Annotated in this window: 16 protein-coding genes; 10 read left to right on the top strand and 6 right to left on the bottom strand. The window is 42.4% G+C overall.

All coding sequences use genetic code 11. The features are described from left to right. Positions 1-85: 85 nt before the first annotated feature. The 6 genes from ACGHAV_RS04350 to dnaA all read right to left on the bottom strand — a co-directional run bounded on the left by ACGHAV_RS04350 (position 86) and on the right by dnaA (position 8614). On the bottom strand, positions 86-1237 hold the full coding sequence (locus ACGHAV_RS04350; protein WP_390376909.1) for a hypothetical protein: 1152 nt from the start codon (positions 1235-1237) through the stop codon (positions 86-88). 29 nt (positions 1238-1266) lie between these two features. Beyond that, positions 1267-1956 (bottom strand): hypothetical protein, encoded by a 690-nt coding sequence (locus ACGHAV_RS04345; protein ID WP_390376906.1) that lies wholly within the window; start codon positions 1954-1956, stop codon positions 1267-1269. A 235-nt stretch (positions 1957-2191) separates the two neighbouring features. After that, complete coding sequence (gyrB, locus tag ACGHAV_RS04340; protein ID WP_390376903.1) at positions 2192-4612, bottom strand: DNA topoisomerase (ATP-hydrolyzing) subunit B; 2421 nt, start codon at positions 4610-4612, stop codon at positions 2192-2194. Positions 4613-4620: 8 nt separating this feature from the next. Continuing rightward, on the bottom strand, positions 4621-5709 hold the full coding sequence (gene recF, locus ACGHAV_RS04335; protein WP_390376899.1) for a DNA replication/repair protein RecF: 1089 nt from the start codon (positions 5707-5709) through the stop codon (positions 4621-4623). Positions 5710-5816: 107 nt separating this feature from the next. Beyond that, positions 5817-6917 (bottom strand): DNA polymerase III subunit beta, encoded by a 1101-nt coding sequence (gene dnaN, locus ACGHAV_RS04330; protein ID WP_390376896.1) that lies wholly within the window; start codon positions 6915-6917, stop codon positions 5817-5819. A 32-nt stretch (positions 6918-6949) separates the two neighbouring features. Beyond that, on the bottom strand, positions 6950-8614 hold the full coding sequence (gene dnaA / locus ACGHAV_RS04325) for a chromosomal replication initiator protein DnaA (protein WP_390376893.1): 1665 nt from the start codon (positions 8612-8614) through the stop codon (positions 6950-6952). Positions 8615-9237: 623 nt separating this feature from the next. Here dnaA and rpmH point away from each other — a divergent pair. The 10 genes from rpmH (at position 9238) to ACGHAV_RS04275 (ending at position 17582) form a co-directional block, all read left to right on the top strand. Next, on the top strand, positions 9238-9372 hold the full coding sequence (rpmH, locus tag ACGHAV_RS04320) for a 50S ribosomal protein L34 (RefSeq protein WP_014290886.1): 135 nt from the start codon (positions 9238-9240) through the stop codon (positions 9370-9372). 16 nt (positions 9373-9388) lie between these two features. After that, complete coding sequence (gene rnpA, locus ACGHAV_RS04315; protein WP_390376888.1) at positions 9389-9748, top strand: ribonuclease P protein component; 360 nt, start codon at positions 9389-9391, stop codon at positions 9746-9748. Continuing rightward, entirely contained in the window at positions 9712-9981 is a 270-nt protein-coding gene (gene yidD, locus ACGHAV_RS04310) for a membrane protein insertion efficiency factor YidD (RefSeq protein WP_390376885.1), read from the top strand. The genes rnpA and yidD overlap by 37 nt, the downstream gene beginning before the upstream one ends. A gap of 10 nt (positions 9982-9991) precedes the next feature. After that, positions 9992-11650 (top strand): membrane protein insertase YidC, encoded by a 1659-nt coding sequence (yidC, locus tag ACGHAV_RS04305; protein ID WP_390376882.1) that lies wholly within the window; start codon positions 9992-9994, stop codon positions 11648-11650. Between the two features lie 63 nt (positions 11651-11713). After that, complete coding sequence (locus tag ACGHAV_RS04300) at positions 11714-12196, top strand: YajQ family cyclic di-GMP-binding protein (RefSeq protein WP_334014123.1); 483 nt, start codon at positions 11714-11716, stop codon at positions 12194-12196. Positions 12197-12198: 2 nt separating this feature from the next. Next, positions 12199-13587 carry a tRNA uridine-5-carboxymethylaminomethyl(34) synthesis GTPase MnmE gene (gene mnmE / locus ACGHAV_RS04295; RefSeq protein WP_390376870.1) on the top strand — a complete coding sequence of 463 codons (1389 nt, stop codon included), beginning with the start codon at positions 12199-12201 and terminating at the stop codon, positions 13585-13587. A gap of 19 nt (positions 13588-13606) precedes the next feature. Beyond that, positions 13607-14041, top strand: a complete 435-nt coding sequence (gene mioC, locus ACGHAV_RS04290) for an FMN-binding protein MioC (protein ID WP_390376867.1) — start codon at positions 13607-13609, stop codon at positions 14039-14041. Positions 14042-14047: 6 nt separating this feature from the next. After that, the gene (locus tag ACGHAV_RS04285) at positions 14048-14722 is read left to right on the top strand and encodes a DnaT-like ssDNA-binding domain-containing protein (RefSeq protein ID WP_390376865.1); all 675 of its coding nucleotides are present in this window, start codon (positions 14048-14050) and stop codon (positions 14720-14722) included. A 6-nt stretch (positions 14723-14728) separates the two neighbouring features. Next, positions 14729-15556 carry a DnaA ATPase domain-containing protein gene (locus ACGHAV_RS04280; RefSeq protein WP_390376862.1) on the top strand — a complete coding sequence of 276 codons (828 nt, stop codon included), beginning with the start codon at positions 14729-14731 and terminating at the stop codon, positions 15554-15556. A 421-nt stretch (positions 15557-15977) separates the two neighbouring features. Further along, positions 15978-17582, top strand: a complete 1605-nt coding sequence (locus tag ACGHAV_RS04275; protein WP_390376859.1) for an ABC-F family ATP-binding cassette domain-containing protein — start codon at positions 15978-15980, stop codon at positions 17580-17582. Positions 17583-17747: the final 165 nt, after the last annotated feature.

Here is a 17747-nt window from a genome sequence, read left to right as displayed (position 1 = left end):
TATTGACTGCAACAAATAAAAAGGGATGCCATGAGATCCCTTTTTATTTATGAGAGCTCTAGGTTTAGAGAGGAACTCCGGTGTTTTAGAAGAACTCCATTTCGAATTCAACTAACGCCAATCCCGACTCGGTTTCATCAAAATAAAAATCGTATTTAGCATCATCTAAAAACACCTGCCAGTAGTTATCCAGTCCCATAACTTCATCGCCATACATTTGCATCACTTCGTCACCACTTTGACCTGAATAGTGCTTGGCGTACTGCCATTTTTGGTTTTTTTCTTCAAAATCAAACAAGCCTTCATAAACACTTAGTTTATTGAGTTCGTCATACTGAAACTGCAACACTAGGTTATTCTCATAGACCTGAATGATGGCACCGTCTTCGCTAAAAGCCTCGAAGCTTGGTGTGAACGTTAGTTCATCTAGCGCTATTGTTTCTCCTTGTGCTCGCCTGTCTTCAATATACTCAATAACCTCTTTAGACTCTGTTACCGCGGTAAGTGAAAGCATGTTCTTCACATTGGATTGCGCTAGCGTATAGTTAAACCCTGTCACTACTAGCGCCCTGTCTCCGTTTATACTCCTAACTGTTAACAACGCATCTAACTGTTCGCCGTTGGGTCCAGTAAACCTGTAGGTATTTTTTCCAACATATTGTCCGTTCAACTTCATCGCATCAATAGCAGCTTTACTCAGCTCATAACCTACTGAATCTTGAATTTTCCACTGATTATCAAAGCGGTCGTCAAATGCGATTAAGTTTGTTAATGAACTTGAAACCCATTGGTTTTCATTTGAAACCTGATGCACTAAACCGTTCACAGTAACTATCCAAAGGTTTCTGCCGTAAGAAAATAAGGCAGTGTTTTCGCTTAGATTTAGTGTAGACGTTGGCGTTCCTAAAACATTCATCATTTCTTCAACTGATGAATTTAGCTTGATGCCAAAGGCTCCTTCACTTAATGAAATGGTATTATTTTTTAAGCGAGGCTGGTTTTTGTTTACATTGCGGTTTCGTGTAAGTGAAAACGAGATGACATGCTCAATATCTACTGATGTTTTTTTATTATTGAAATTTGTTACCGTTTTGCGCTTCTCTTCGTCGGGAACAATTTCATACTTTGTTTGCGCAGCAGCATGAAATGAGAATAACGACAACATTAATAATCCAAGCACCCCAAACCTAGACGCAAACATAGACACCTGCGGGCCACTTCCATTTTTTATTTTCATCTAGTATTCCTTTTTTTATCTTGTTTCTATTAGTGTGTTAACACTGTATTGGCACTGTACATTGTTTTAATTGAATCAATTTCTTTCAGGTAAAGTTTTGCCTTGTCAGGTGCACGTAAAACACTGGAAAGACTGCGTTCAACATTAGCAATCGTCTTTCGAAGCGTGTAGTGCTCTACCTCATCCATCTGACCTAGAAATATCGCAATATGCTTTAGTGGCGCAATACAGCAGCTTTGAAGGTCTTCTTTGTATTGCACTGCCAGGTACTTAACCATGCCATTGCTAGTTGCATTACTCTGGCTACTCAAAGGTTGTAGCGGCATTTCATCTACGTCTTTTCTAAACGTTAGTGTTTTCGCTACCGATAACTGCAAAAGCTCTATCGCCTTTTGCCCGGCTTCGTTTTCTAGTTTCGATAGTCTGTCATGCAGTTGTATATACTCAGGCGTGCTTACCCCCACTATCTTTGCATCAGTAAAGACTTGTTCTGCATGTAGCGCCACCTCGCTGGCATAGGTAATGTGATTTAAATCATTAAGTAGATTACCTGTAAGCTTGGTGTCGAGAATATCTGTGGCTTTTTGTAACAAGATAGCGTGTTCTTGCTTTGCTTTTGCAAAGCGAATCTGAGACTCAGTTAGCCCTTTCTCCTTTGAACATGCAAATAGAAGTGTGGTTAGAAAGGTAGTAAGGAATAGACGATACAAGCAACGCATAGAGGCACATCCTTTTGACTCGATGAATGCAGAAAGCAGTTATTAACATCCTGTTAATATTCACTCTAGTATAGCGTTGATTAATTTACACGCTTTTTTTGACTGAACCAAATGATTGATAACACAGCAACCCATGTGTTCTAGTCGCTTTTATTTTCGTTTGCGTGCACAAAAAAAGCGGCTTGTCTGTAAAACAAGCCGCTTTTCATTTCTCGATAATTAATTTATCTGGCGTCTACACGTCTAAGTTTTCTACTTTCAACGCGTTCGCTTCGATGAACTCTCTACGAGGCTCTACCTGGTCGCCCATTAGCGTTGTAAATAACTGGTCACAACCAATGGCGTCTTCAATAGTAACCTGCAGCATACGGCGGCTGTCAGGGTCCATTGTGGTTTCCCAAAGCTGGTCTGGGTTCATCTCACCTAACCCTTTATAGCGCTGTATGTACTGACCACGTTTCGCCTCGCCCATTAGCCATTCAAGTGCTGCCTTAAATGACTCAACAGGCTGCTTACGCTCACCACGCTGAATAAAGGCGTCAGCGCCCATCATGTCATTAATGGCAAGATTTAGCTCTTTCAAACGCTGATATTCATTAGATTCAATAAACTCATGGTTAATGATGTATTCGTAATCAATACCATGCATACGCATGATAATAGTGATGTAATACTCACTAAGTTCTGAATCGTGACGAATCTCGAAGCGATAGGTTGCGCCATCGTTCTCGCGCTCTGTAAGCTGATCTACGAAGTGAGTAGCTACGTTAGCAAGGGTTGCTTCATCTTTTAAGTCAGCAAGGTTAAGCGTAGGCGTATACAGCATTCTATAAAGAATAGAAGCAGGCATCATACGCTTCATACGCGCAATCATTTTCTCTACAGACTGGTATTGCTTAACTAAGTTTTCTAGGCCTACACCGCTAATGCCAGGGTCATCGCTGCTGGTGTGCAGTGAAGCGCCATCGATTGCAATAGACGTAAGATAGTTAGTAAGCGCATCATCGTCTTTCAAGTATTGTTCTTGCTTGCCTTTTTTCACTTTATAAAGCGGTGGCTGTGCAATATACACATAACCACGTTCAATGATTTCAGGCATTTGACGATAGAAGAATGTGAGTAGCAAAGTACGAATGTGAGAGCCATCAACGTCAGCATCGGTCATGATAATGATACTGTGGTAACGAAGCTTCTCAGGATTATATTCGTCGCGGCCTATACCACAACCAAGCGCTGTAATAAGTGTTGCTACTTCTTGTGAAGACAGCATTTTATCAAAACGCGCCTTCTCTACGTTAAGGATTTTACCTTTAAGCGGAAGGATTGCTTGGTTCTTACGGTTTCGACCCTGCTTTGCTGAACCGCCAGCAGAGTCACCCTCCACTATGTATAGCTCACTCAGTGCCGGGTCTTTCTCTTGGCAGTCTGCAAGTTTACCTGGTAGACCTGCTAAGTCTAACGCGCCTTTACGGCGTGTCATTTCACGGGCCTTACGGGCAGCTTCACGTGCTCGCGCAGCATCAATAATCTTACCTGCAATAATTTTACTTTCTGCTGGGTTTTCCAATAGGAAGTCAGCAAGCTTTTCATTCATCGCCGACTCAACGGCAGGACGAACTTCTGAAGAAACAAGCTTGTCTTTTGTTTGCGAGCTAAATTTTGGATCTGGTACTTTTACAGAAATAACGGCAGTAAGACCTTCACGCGCGTCATCACCACTGGCGTTAGTTTTGGCTTTTTTGTTTAAGCCTTCCTTTTCCATGTAGTTGTTTAATGTACGCGTTAGTGCGCCACGGAAGCCCGCTAAGTGAGTACCACCATCACGCTGAGGAATGTTGTTAGTGAAGCAGAATACATTTTCTTGAAAGCTATCGTTCCACTGCATTGCTACTTCTACTGCAATCCCATCTTCTTGTTCACTGGCAAAGTGAAACACTTTTTGGTGTACAGGCGTTTTCTTTTCATTCAGATATTCTACAAACGCTTGAATACCACCTTCATACATAAAGTGGTCTTCTTTACCATCACGCTCATCTTTAAGGCGTATAGAAACACCTGAGTTCAAAAATGAAAGTTCACGTAAACGTTTAGCTAGAATGTCGTAGTGATAAAGCGTGTCTGTAAATGTGTCGCCACTGGGCCAGAAACGAATCATCGTCCCGGTCTTATCAGTATCACCTGTAACTGCTAACGGAGCTTGCGGCACACCGTGATGATACTCTTGCTCGTGAGCTTTACCAGCACGGCGTATACGCAATTTCAATTTACTTGATAATGCGTTTACAACTGAAACACCTACGCCGTGAAGACCACCAGAAACTTTATAAGAGTTATCGTCGAACTTACCGCCGGCATGCAGAACCGTCATGATAACCTCTGCAGCTGACACGCCTTCTTCAGGGTGTAGCTCAGTAGGAATACCACGGCCATCGTCAGACACAGATACCGAGCCATCGCTGTGGATTTGCACAACAATCTCAGAACAATGTCCAGCAAGCGCTTCATCGATTGAGTTATCGACAACCTCGAAAACCATGTGGTGCAATCCGGTACCATCATCTGTGTCACCGATATACATACCAGGACGTTTTCTTACGGCATCTAATCCTTTAAGTACTTTAATACTGGACGAGTCGTAGTTGTTCTCTGCTGACATACTAGCTTTTACTCCTCTTTCACGCTTCCATGTTCCACGTGAAACATTTTCTTTTCGTTATATTTTTCTATAAAGCCGAGTTGCGAAGATTCTATTGCAGTAACGAAAACCTGAGTATCCATTTCAAGCAACCCATCTATAAATTGTTCTCTTTTATCAGCGTCAAGCTCGGCGCCCACATCGTCAAGTAAGAAAATACTTTTGCGCTGTGTGACCGAGTTAAACAACTTAGTTTGCGACATCTGTAACGCCGCTACTGCCATTCTAAGCTGTCCCCTAGATAAAAGCTCCTGGGCATTAACACCATTCACTTTAAGGCGTAAATCAGCCTTATGGGGCCCAGAAGAAGTATGTCCTATTTTACCATCATACTCGCGCTTTTTAACTAGGCTTTCTGATAAACAGACATCTTTTTCCCATCCTTTATAGTAACTCAATTCAACATCAAAGGTTGGAAGAAATTCATTTGCGTAATACTTAAAGACTGGTTTAAGTAATTCAACGTATTCTTGTCGCATAGCGGTTAAGGCTTCCCCTAACTCTGCGAACTGGGTTTCCCAATACTGATTCTCTGATGCATCAAGATTTGCATACTGCTTTAGTAAGGCATTGCGATGTTTTAGGAATTTGGCGTACTGATTGGAGAGTAATTGAAACTGATGTTTCACGTGAAACAATCCCCAATCGCAAAACCTTCTTCTCTCAGATGGAGAGCCAATTATTAAGTCTGTACTTTGTGGAGTAAAAAGTTGGATAGGTACTAAGCTTACCAAGTCAGATAACTTCTTAGACCTTTCTCCATTAATACTGCAAGTAAAGGAATCATTTCGGCTTCGCATAAAACCAAGTTTTAATGCTTCCCCTTCCTCGTCAGTACATGACGCGAATACACTAAAATCATTTTTGTCGTGTTGAATTACCGACGTATGTTTACTTGTTCGAAAAGACCGTCCAAAACCCAGATAATGTAACGCTTCAATAAGCGATGACTTACCACTACCGTTAACACCTCTGATAATGGTAAGCGACGTAGATGGTGAGAATGAGACAGAAGAGAGATTACGAAACTGAGTAATCTGTACGTTGTTCAGCTTCATGACAATATACTAAAAACAAAAGAGCGATGTAGCACCGTTGCATACATCGCTCTTTCTGATAAAAAATTAAAATACAAAATACGCTACAACACTATCGAGTGATGCACCTACAGGCGCATAGGCATAATAACGTATAGCGCTGAGTCGTCAGCGTCATCTTCAATTAGCGCACTGGCGTTAGAATCAGACAAACTTACTTTTACACTATCAGAGCATAAAGAGTTAAGAACATCGATAAGGTAGGCAACGTTAAACCCTATTTCAAGATCATCACCCTGATATTGCACATCAACAATTTCTTCCGCTTCTTCTTGCTCAGGGTTGTTAGCAGTAATCTTTAGCTCGCCTGAAGAAAGATTCAAACGAACGCCACGGAACTTTTCATTCGATAAGATAGCGGCACGAGAAAATGCATCTTTCAATACTGCTTTACTTGCCACAATTTCTTTATCGCCGTTTTGCGGCAGAACTCGTCGATAGTCAGGGAAGCGACCGTCTACTAGCTTAGAGGTAAAAATAAAGTCGTTTGAGAAGATACGTAGGTGATTAGCACCAATTTGTACCTTTAACGATTTATCATCCTCACTAATTAAACGCGAGATTTCCAACACACCTTTACGAGGAATGATAACCTGGCGAGCTGGAAGTGCTGTTTCATAGTTTAATCGGCATAGTGCAAGACGGTGACCATCTGTTGCAACTGTACGAATTACATTTTCTTCAGTTTCAAGCGACATACCGTTTAGGTAATAACGCACATCTTGTTGAGCCATTGAAAAGCTGGTTGAATCTATCAAGCGCTTTAAATCGCTGCATGTAAGCTCGAACTCAACTTCGCCTTCCCAATCTTCAAGATTAGGATAATCGTTCGCAGATAACGTAGAAAGCGTATAACGACCACGGCCCGCACGAATTAACGCCTTACTTCCATCTAATGAAAAATGAATATCCGTACCTTCAGAAATGCCACGAATAATATCAAAAAGCTTTTTGGCAGGAACCGTTATTTCGCCCTCAGTGAATTCGCCTTCTAGCTTTACGCTAGAGATAAGCTCAACCTCTAAGTCTGTACCTGTAAGCCATAGTGCGTCTTCACTTACTTTGATAAGTACGTTAGACAGAATAGGCAAAGTGTGTCGGCGTTCAACCGCACCAGACACAAGTTGTAAAGGTTGTAAAAACTGTTCGCGGCTTATAGAAAATTTCATCGCAGTGCTATCTCGCCTCTAGGGTCGTTTGGTTAGGAAGATAAAGTCCTAATGAGGTTCTTATAGTCCTCTTTTATATCATGACTTTCTTCTCTTAGCTGCTCTATTTTTCGACAAGCGTGCAAAACCGTTGTGTGGTCGCGGCCACCAAACGCATTACCTAATTCAGGTAAGCTGTGGTTCGTTAGCTCCTTCGCTAATGCCATTGCCACCTGACGAGGTCTAGCAACGCTTCTACTTCTTCGTTTCGATAAAATATCAGCTACTTTAATCTTATAATAATCTGCTACCGTTTTCTGAATATTATCAACGGTTACCAGCTTTTCTTGCAACGCTAGCAAATCACGAAGTGCTTCACGTACAAAATCGATGGTAATAGGTCGGCCAGTGAAATTCGCGTTTGCAATTACACGGTTTAACGCCCCTTCTAACTCACGAACATTTGAGCGAAGGCGTTTAGCTATAAAGAACGCTACTTCATTTGGTAAGTGAATGCGGTTTTCTGCTGCTTTACGCATAAGAATGGCAACACGCGTTTCAAGTTCTGGAGGCTCGATCGCAATGGTTAGCCCCCAACCAAAACGCGACTTCAAGCGATCCTCAACACCGTCGATCTCTTTAGGATAGCGATCTGACGTAAGAATGATCTGCTGATTACCTTCTAGCAGCGCATTAAACGTATGGAAAAACTCTTCTTGCGAGCGCTCTTTATTCGCAAAGAATTGAATATCATCAATAAGAAGCGCATCTACACTTCTATAGAAACGTTTGAAGTCTTCAATGGCGTTGTTTTGGAGCGCTTTTACCATATCTTGTACAAAGCGTTCTGAGTGCATGTACACAATTTTAGCATCGCCATTGTTCGCAACAATGCCATTACCTACGGCATGCAATAAGTGCGTTTTACCTAAACCCGTACCACCATAAATAAACAGCGGGTTATATGAACCACCAGGGTTATTAGCAACTTGTGTTGCAGCTGCACGAGCTAGTTGGTTCGACTTACCTTCAACGAAATTGTCGAACTGATAAGTGGGGTTTATATTGCTTTTGTGCTTCATTGCTTCAGGAATAGGAATGACCTTCGGCGGCGTGGTCGCACGCCCCTGATTATTCCCATATTGCTGGGCGAGATAGGCATTATTCTGTGCATTGCTTTGTTCAGCAAACGTGTCACTGTTTAAAGACTGCTGGCCAGAAGACTGCATAGGTGTATTTAGATTACGTGGACTAGAAGGCTCAGCGTTATCCGCTTTTCTATCTTCCCCCTTCTGCACATCACCAGTTATGTGACGAGCATTATCAGCACGAGCACTATCAACAGAAGTGTTAAAACCAGACTGATTAAATTGTGATGGTTGTGATGAAGGAATATCCTGGCCTGACGCACCGGCGCTCAGTGGGCTACGACTTGAGACCTGCTGTGAAGGCACATTGCTTGGCGTGCGATTAATGCTTTGACGGCTCATCACTTCAAGTCGTAACTGGGGTGCATCGGCACCTGCAAATTCGCGCAGCAGCAACGTGATGTTGTTAAGGTATTTATCTCTTACCCAGTCAAGTACAAATCGATTAGGTGCATAGAGCGCAACAAAACCATCTTGTTCCTCACAAACAAGCGGACGTATCCACATACTAAATTGCTGCGTTGGTAATTCTTGGCGCAGCCTTTCAAGGCATTGGTTCCATAGTGACATGGTACGTTGTTAGCTCCCGTAACTCGCTAGAAAAGCCAACAAGACGCCCATCTACTTTAATGAAGTAGATAATAAGGAGGCAGAAAACGCGCTATGTATGAAAACAGCGTAGGGAATGTTGGGTAACTGCGAGATAATAGTTATCGTTGTATTCGCTGTGGATTATCTTACGTTATCAACAGAATGTAAATGGCGATCTTGGCTGATCTGAACGATCATTTTTTTATACCATTGAATTTGTTGAAATTTAGTTTTAGATCAATACGCACTAACAAGCCAAGATATTCAAGCAAATTAGACTAATAAATCAGGTAGATCACCTTGCTTTTTTAGCTACAGTGATTGTTTTTCACAAATTACTGTGGATAACATCAGTGTTTTAGATGCGTTATTCACAGCTTCTTTCAAACCTTGTGAATTGATTTGATTAAAAAACAGCAAAATTTGTTCACTTATTCGTCCAAAAAGGCAGAATATCCATTGACAGCAGGCCCCGAGATCTCTAGAATTCAGCGTCCTTTTTCGATGGGCTTTTCTGGTGAAAACACCACAATGTTCTGGCAACAGTGCTTTGTGTTACCAAAAACGCCTATGTTTAACTAAATATAAGTGAGACTTTGGTCATGAAAAGAACATTTCAACCGAGCAATCTTAAGCGCAAGCGTTCTCACGGTTTTCGTGCTCGTATGGCGACTAAAAATGGTCGTAAAGTACTAGCAGCTCGCCGTGCAAAAGGCCGCGCTCGTCTTTCAGCTTAATTAGAAAGACGCCAAAGTGGGCGAGAATACGTTTTCTAGGGAGTTACGTCTGTTAACTCCCTCCCACTTTACCTATGTGTTTGATAACGCAACTCCAGCAGTATCTCCCTCTTTTACTATCTTAGCTCGACACAATTCTCTTGCATCTCCACGTTTGGGCATAACGCTTGCCAAAAAACGTATTCGCAAAGCACACGACAGAAACCGTTTAAAACGATTAGTCAGAGAAAGTTTCAGGCATAAGCAGCATAACTTACCCAACGTTGATATTATCGTCATTGGTAAATCTGGTGCAGATAACCTTAGCAACCAAGAAGTTTTTGCAACATTGGATAAGCTATGGAAAAAGTTAAACAAACGCTGCAACAAATCCTAATTATTGTTCCTTTAATCTTTATTAAAGGTTACCAGTGGTTTATTTCACCGCTTTTAGGACAACGTTGTCGTTTCCATCCTTCTTGTTCTTGGTATGCTATAGACGCATTAAAAACACATGGATTGGTAAATGGCGGTTGGTTATCTATTAAACGCATATTAAAATGCCACCCTTTGCATGCCGGTGGATACGATCCAGTACCGGAAAAACAACAAGATAAACACTCAAAATAAAGAGACCTCTATGGAATCGCAACGTAGTTTTCTGATAATTGGCCTCGCGCTAGTTAGCTTTTTGCTTTGGCAACAATGGCAAAAAGAATATGGGCCACAGCCTGTTACGCCTGTTGTGCAAGAACAGTCGCAAGAAGCACCTCAAGGTGTGCCGTCATTTAATGATACAAACAATGAAGATGTGCCGAGTAGCGACAGTATGCCTGCAGCACAACCTATGGCGTCTGCGACAAACACTCAGCGTATTATTGAAGTAAAAACCGATACACTGGATTTACGCATCGACCTTCTTGGTGGCGACGTAATCTCTGCTGACCTTTTAAAATTCCCAGTAGAGCAAGGCTCAGATATACCTTACAGCCTTTTGCGCTCAGGTAACGGTTTATACGTTGCACAAAGTGGTTTGATTGGGGCCCAAGGCCCAGATGCGAGCAGCAGCGGCCGTCCAGTTTACACTGCAGAAAATACGTTTTACGAAATGTCTGGCGATACGTTAGTTGTTCCACTTACCTGGAAAAACAATCAAGGCCTGTCTATTACCAAAACCTTCACGTTTAGCAAAGACCGTTACGACGTAAACGTAAGCTATACGGTGAATAATGGCAGCACAAACACAGCTACCGTTCAGCCATATGCACAGCTTAAACAAGTGATGCAGTTTGAAGACGACAGCAACATGTTTATGCCGACATACCGTGGCGCAGCGTTCTCAACTGAAGATGACAAATATCAGAAGTACTCTTTTGATGAAATTGAAGATGAGAACCTGCGAGAAACCACCAAAGCAGGCTGGGTTGGGATGCTTGAACACTACTTCGTGTCTGCATGGGTTCCTTCACAAGAACAGACTAATACGGTTTATTCACGTAATTTGAAAAACCAGTATGCGGTTATTGGTGTGCTATCACCTTCAGAAAGCATTAATGCTGGTGAAACCAAAACTATTGCCTCTACGCTTTACATGGGTCCTAAAGACCAAGAAAAGCTAGCTAAAATTGCGCGCGGTTTAGACCTAACTGTAGATTACGGCATTTTGTGGTGGATCTCACAGTCGCTGTTCGCATTGCTTACTTTCCTACACAGCCTTGTGAACAACTGGGGTGTGGCCATCATTCTAATTACGGTTGTGGTTAAAGGTGCAATGTACTGGCTAACGAAGAAGCAGTACGAGTCAATGGCGCGCATGCGTAACCTTGCTCCTAAAATGCAGCAGCTAAAAGACCGTTTTGGTGATGATAGACAAAAAATGTCTCAAGCTATGATGGAGCTTTATCGCAAAGAAAAAGTAAACCCAATGGGTGGTTGCTTACCGTTACTACTTCAAATGCCAATTTTCCTTGCGCTTTATTGGGTGCTAATGGAAAGTGTAGAGCTACGTCACGCTGACTTTGCGCTTTGGATCACCGACTTATCGGTTAAAGATCCATACTTCGTGCTTCCTATTCTAACAGGCGCCAGTATGTATCTTCTGCAGAAACTGCAGCCAACTACCATTACCGACCCTATGCAGCAAAAAATTATGCAGTGGATGCCGGTAGCAATGAGCGTATTCTTCCTGTGGTTCCCTGCAGGTCTAGTACTATACTGGCTAGTAAGTAACGTAATTACACTAATACAAGCCAAGATGATTTATGCTTCAATGGAGAAGCGGGGCATCAACGCTAAATAAGCGCTGATTACTTATTTTACAGCCCGCCTAAGCGGGCTGTTTTGTCTTACGAGGATTATACCTGTGCCATCATTTGATATTGTTTCTGAAATCAACATGGAAGAAGTGCGTAACGCCACTGAAAATGCTAGCCGTGAATTGTCTACGCGTTTCGATTTTCGCGGAATAGACGCTAGTTTTGAATACAAAGACAAAACCGTTGTAATGAAAGCTGAAGCTGAATTTCAACTTCAACAAATGGAAAGTATGTTCCGTACTGCCATGTCTAAACGTAACGTAGATACATCATCAATGGATGTAAAACCCTATGACGCACATGGCAAAACATACCGTCAAACTATTGCGTTTAAAGAGGGTATTGAACAACCTACCGCGAAGAAAATTGTGAAGCTTGTGAAAGACGCCAAAATTAAAGTGCAAACAGCAATACAAGGCGAAGAACTTCGCGTAACAGGTAAAAAGCGTGACGACCTTCAGCAAGTCATCTCTTTGGTAAAAGAGTCTAATTTAGGTCAACCGTTTCAATTTAAAAACTTCCGCGACTAACTATGGATTCACTCTCCCTTTCCACTGACACCATTACCGCACAAGCTACGGCACCAGGTCGTGGCGGTGTGGGCATTGTTCGCGTATCAGGCCCAAAAGCCAAAGCCATTGCCGAGGCATTGGTGCCCTGCTCGCTCACACCGCGATTAGCAACCTATACACCGTTTGTAGATAGCAATAATACGGTTATCGACCAAGGCATTGCGCTTTTTTTCAAAGGCCCAAATTCCTTTACCGGTGAAGACGTGCTTGAGCTGCAAGGTCACGGTGGCCAAGTTGTTATGGATATGCTGATTGATGCCGTGTTATCTACAGGCCACGCCCGCTTGGCTAATCCAGGTGAGTTTAGTGAACAGGCTTTTCTTAACGACAAGCTAGACCTTGCGCAAGCTGAAGCCATTGCCGATTTAATTGATGCAAGCTCGCAACAGGCAGCGCGAAGCGCGCTACGATCTTTGCAGGGAGAGTTTTCCACACAAATTCAAACGCTTTCCGACCAAATAATACATTTGCGCATGTATGTTGAAGCAGCTATTGATTTCCCAGAAGAAGAAATAGACTTTCTTTCAGACGGAAAAGTGTCAGGTGACCTAAGCGAAATCATGCAAAGCTTGACTAAAGTTCGTGAACAAGCAAAACAAGGAACGCTATTGCGCGAAGGTATGCAGGTGGTGATTGCAGGAAGACCTAATGCAGGTAAATCAAGCTTGCTGAATGCGCTTGCAGGCAGAGACAGCGCAATTGTAACCGACATAGCGGGCACCACACGAGATGTACTGAAAGAGCATATTCACATTGACGGTATGCCGGTGCATATTATTGACACCGCTGGCTTACGAGAAAGCCCTGATAAAGTAGAGCAAATTGGTATTGAACGCGCATGGCAAGCCATAAACGAAGCCGACCATGTGCTGTTTGTTGTCGACTCTACCGCAACCAGTGTCATTAACCCTTACGATATCTGGCCTGAATTTATGGACCGCTTGCCAAAAGGCATTCCGGTAACCGTTGTGCGCAATAAAGCCGATTTAAGTACATTAGATATTGGCCAAAGTAGTGTAAGCACACAGCACGGCGATATTTCAGTAATAAACTTATCAGCTAAGCAAGGCGACGGTGTTAATACGCTTAAGGCACACCTTGCTAAAACTATGGGCTTTGATACCACTACTGAAGGCCAGTTTATTGCAAGACGACGTCATATCGACGCGCTTGATCAAGCCTTTAATTTTGTAAGCACAGGCGAACAACAGTTGCATGATGCCATGGCGGGCGAACTGTTAGCAGAAGAGTTACGTTTAGCGCATCAGGCGTTGTGTGAAATCACAGGTGAGTTCACCTCTGATGATCTACTTGGAAAGATTTTTTCCTCGTTTTGTATTGGTAAATAACAATAAGAAGTCGTATTTCATGAGTAAGCATTTTGAGATTATCGTTGGCACAATGTTAGGTGCATCTGAATATGTTGCAGACGCCATTGCAGAAAGACTAGACGCTAACGGTCACACCCACACTATTCACACAGAGCCTAACCTTGATGATATAAAAACAGACTCACCATGGATTGTGTGCACATCTACACATGGTGCAGGCGAGTTACCAGATAACATTCAACCGTTTGCTAAGCAGCTTACACAAAGCGATTTATCCAGCGTTAACGCTTATGTTATTGGACTAGGCGACACCAGCTACGACACGTTCTGTTTTGGCGCAAAAGAAATGGAAAAACACATTACTGACAATGGCGGAAAGCTTGTTGCTGAGGCTCTTTACATTGATGTGTTGGAACATCCAATTCCTGAAGACGCCGCGGTTGAATGGTTTGATGCCCAGTTGGCAGGCTAATTCGTTATGACAGATGCGCTTACTCAAGCAGAAATTGCAGCACTACAATCGCCATTATCAAATGAATGTCGCGTGTTGTATTTGCTTGGACTGCGCGTAGGCGCTAATAGTGCAACAACATCATCCTCCCCTATCGATTATAAGCAGCTGTTATCGCTGCTTAATGGTGACAACAAAGAGACCTCATTTCAGCGTGGGCGCCAAATTAACAGCCTGTTAAAGCAGCTTGAGCAAGTGGGTTTAGTCGCCATTCCGGTGAATCTTGACCTTGAGCACACCATTAATGGCCAAACGCTACTACTACCATTGATGTCAGCGCCAGCATCAGATTTTGAACAGCTTCACCAACGACATAGCGCAATGTCGGCGTCTTGGCAGCCAAATAAAGCACTTTTTGAAGAAATGGCATCGTTACTTGGCATCATAGATAAAACGTATGATGATAACGATATAGGCGAATTTATTGCCTATTGGCTTGGACGACCAAGTTCAGTGTTCAGTGAGTTTCAATGGACCCAAAAATTTGCCAATAACATCAAGCGAAAAAGGCTGGCAGCGGGTTTTGGTTCAACACCTACAAAAATGGTGGGAACACAACAAGTGAAAGTTGCAGCGGGCATTGAAGCAGATGATAATGCTAGAAAGCTGGTGGAAAAGTACGCCTCGTCAAAGAAGAGTTAAACCATTATGGATCGTATAACAGACAAAATTGCCAATTTAGCAAAAGCACTTAAAAAGAACGTCGATCCCGGTGATGAATACATCGACTATAAAACCCTCCGTAAGCAATACGAAGCAAAAGCCAATGAAGAAGTATCGCAACTACAGCAGCGCAGCAAGAAAGCGCGTGTAGAAGCTATTCATGGACGTTCTGATCTAAACCCTAAATGGACCTTTGCTAATCTTGTTGAAGACAGCGACGATGTAATTGAAGCAGTATCTATTGCGCAATCTTTTATCGCAGCTCACGATGACCCTGCGTGGCGCCAGAGTGGCTCGCATATGATGCTGTTCTACGGTGATTATGGGCGCGGCAAATCTCACATTGCAGGCGCTATTGCTCATCAGTTGATAGAGCAATACGAAATAACAGTTTTATATCGTCAGTTATCATCGTTACTAGAAATGCGAAACTTTTCTTACGACTTTGCAGCAACAGACAATGCTAGCCAGCGTTTTAGAGAAATACACCAGGAATTACTGGAGGTAGATCTCCTTATTTTAGATGAAGTATGCGTTAACGAATCAGCACTTAAGAAAAACGCTCAAAGCTGGTTTGGTAATTTGTTACGACAGCGTTTGGTTAACAAGAAAAACTGTATTTTAATTACTAATCATAACCTTGCTGAGCTTGAGAATGCACTTGGTCGCTATTGTTTTGAATCTATCAAAGAATACGATACATACAAAGTACGCTTTCAAGGTCCTAGTCGTCGAGAAGGGCTAACCATTGAGCAAGAAGATATGCAAAGCTCTACAACACAGCCCAGGTACCAGCCGAACCAAGTACGTTAATTTCTTCGGAAAAACATGAGATAAAGGCGTCTGACTTGACGCCTTTCTTTTATTTGATTACTTTATGGCCATTCACTTCTTGGAGTTTGCGCCAACATGAACAACTAATACCTGCAGATCACACTTTTATCTTTTTTCGATCTACAGGGTTAGTAGGCGCACTATCAATGCCTCTTTTGTGCTTGTGTCTGTAATTACATAGCAATTACATACAATCGCTAGTCACGCGTGTACCGCCAATCGCTTTTTCATTATCCCTATACTGATTTGTATTGGCCTTGGGTACTGAATTTTACGCTACGCGGAATTGAGCCTAGCGGTTAAAGCTAGGCCATTACAGCTTTACACATCACGCACAGGTGACACGAATAACATCAGTTAGGCTTTCAATGCGCTTGCCCCTGTCAAACGGGAGCAACCTATGCCTTTACTTTCTACACAACAACTCACTTATGAATTTGATGACGGTCGCACACTGTTTAAAAATCTTACCGTCAACCTAACCCAAAGACGCACAGGCATTGTGGGCAAAAATGGTGCTGGGAAATCGGTACTATCAGCTTTATTTCGCGGTGACATATCGCCTACACAAGGCTTTGTACAACGTACATCTAACATCGGCTATTTTTCACAAATATCTGACCGTTTCTTAGCATCTCAATCAGAAACTATTGCTGAACTTTTAGGTGTTAGTGAAGTATTAACTGCGCTTAATAGAGTGGCATTAGGACACTGCGAACCCGCACTTTTCGACGTCATTGGTGATAATTGGAACACGCATCATGATGTTGTAGCTAAGCTACGTGCTATTAACTTGCCTGAAGATCCTACCATGCCCGTAAGCAAACTAAGCGGTGGTGAGTATAACAAGCTTAAATTGATGACCCTTTTTGAAAACAGGCATGCGTTATTAATTTTGGATGAACCTTCGAACCACCTAGATCTACAAGGTAAACAGTGGCTTGCAGATAAAATGAATAAATACGAGGGTACTATAGTGCTAGTAAGCCACGATCGAATGCTATTAAATGACATGGAAGAAATATGGGAAGTTGCTGATCAAACACTGCATATTTTCGGTGGAAATTATAACGCTTACATTACGCAAAAAACGGCACAACATGAGGCTTTGAAAAGAAAGCTTGGTGTATTGATGCAACAAACAAAGCATTTAGAAAAACAGGCGCAACATAATTACGAAAAAGCACAGCAAAGAGCAAGCGCCGGCAACAAGCAACGTAAAGATGGAAGCCAAGCAAAAGTCTTATTAGATAAAAAACGCGATAGTGCTACAAAAGCGGCTTCAGCAAGAAGCAAAAACGAACGGGCACGAGCCACACTCATCAATAAACAAACACGCCAAATTTCAAAGGAATATTCAAGTCACTCGCTTACCAACAAACCCTTACGGTTTTATCTAGACGCGCATGGTACTGATACAACCAAAATAACTAATAAAACGGCTTTTTCGTGTGACAACGTTGTACTTAAATTTGGGTCTCAGAAACCGCTTTCTCTTAATATAAATGCAAACCAGAAACTTCACGTAACTGGTACTAATGGCAGCGGAAAATCTACGTTATTAAAAACCCTTTGCGGTAGCTTACCACCACAAACTGGAAAGCTAACTTTGAACACTGTTACCGCATACCTCGACCAGCACTTTTGCTTACTTAACACTCAAAAAACAGTTGTGGATTACCTCGTCGAGCAATGCCCTATCTTGTCATTAAGTCATGCTAGAACGCTATTGGCCAGCGCCGGTCTTAGAAACGATATGGCTAATCAATCTGTTGCAACGTTAAGCGGCGGACAAAAAATGGTATTGGCTATGCTGGTGGTGAGCAATCAAAGGCAGCGCCCTTTTTTATTATTGGATGAACCAGATAACCATCTTGATATCGACGCGAAGACAGTACTTGCTCATGCGATAAAAGAATACAAAGGCGGTATTTTGTTAGTCAGTCACGACACTGTTTTCATCGCTGACTGCGGAATAACCGATACTATTCATATAAAAAAATGATGTTAACGCTGATAAATGAAAAAAATTTTCCAACAAATTACAGAATGTGATCGTTTGATAAAAACACGATCACGCGATCTAATCACAGGCTTTCGAAAAGATCTTCTCCACAACAAGATCGAGTTAGAAAGCTTATTCCTACAGGATCTTCTGATCGCAATACAT

Source organism: Alteromonas sp. MTD1 (genome assembly GCF_042848195.1).
In the GTDB taxonomy this organism is placed as follows: Bacteria; Pseudomonadota; Gammaproteobacteria; order Enterobacterales; family Alteromonadaceae; genus Alteromonas.
Note: the sequence above shows the minus strand (reverse complement) of the source record. Positions and strands in the feature narration are given on the sequence as shown.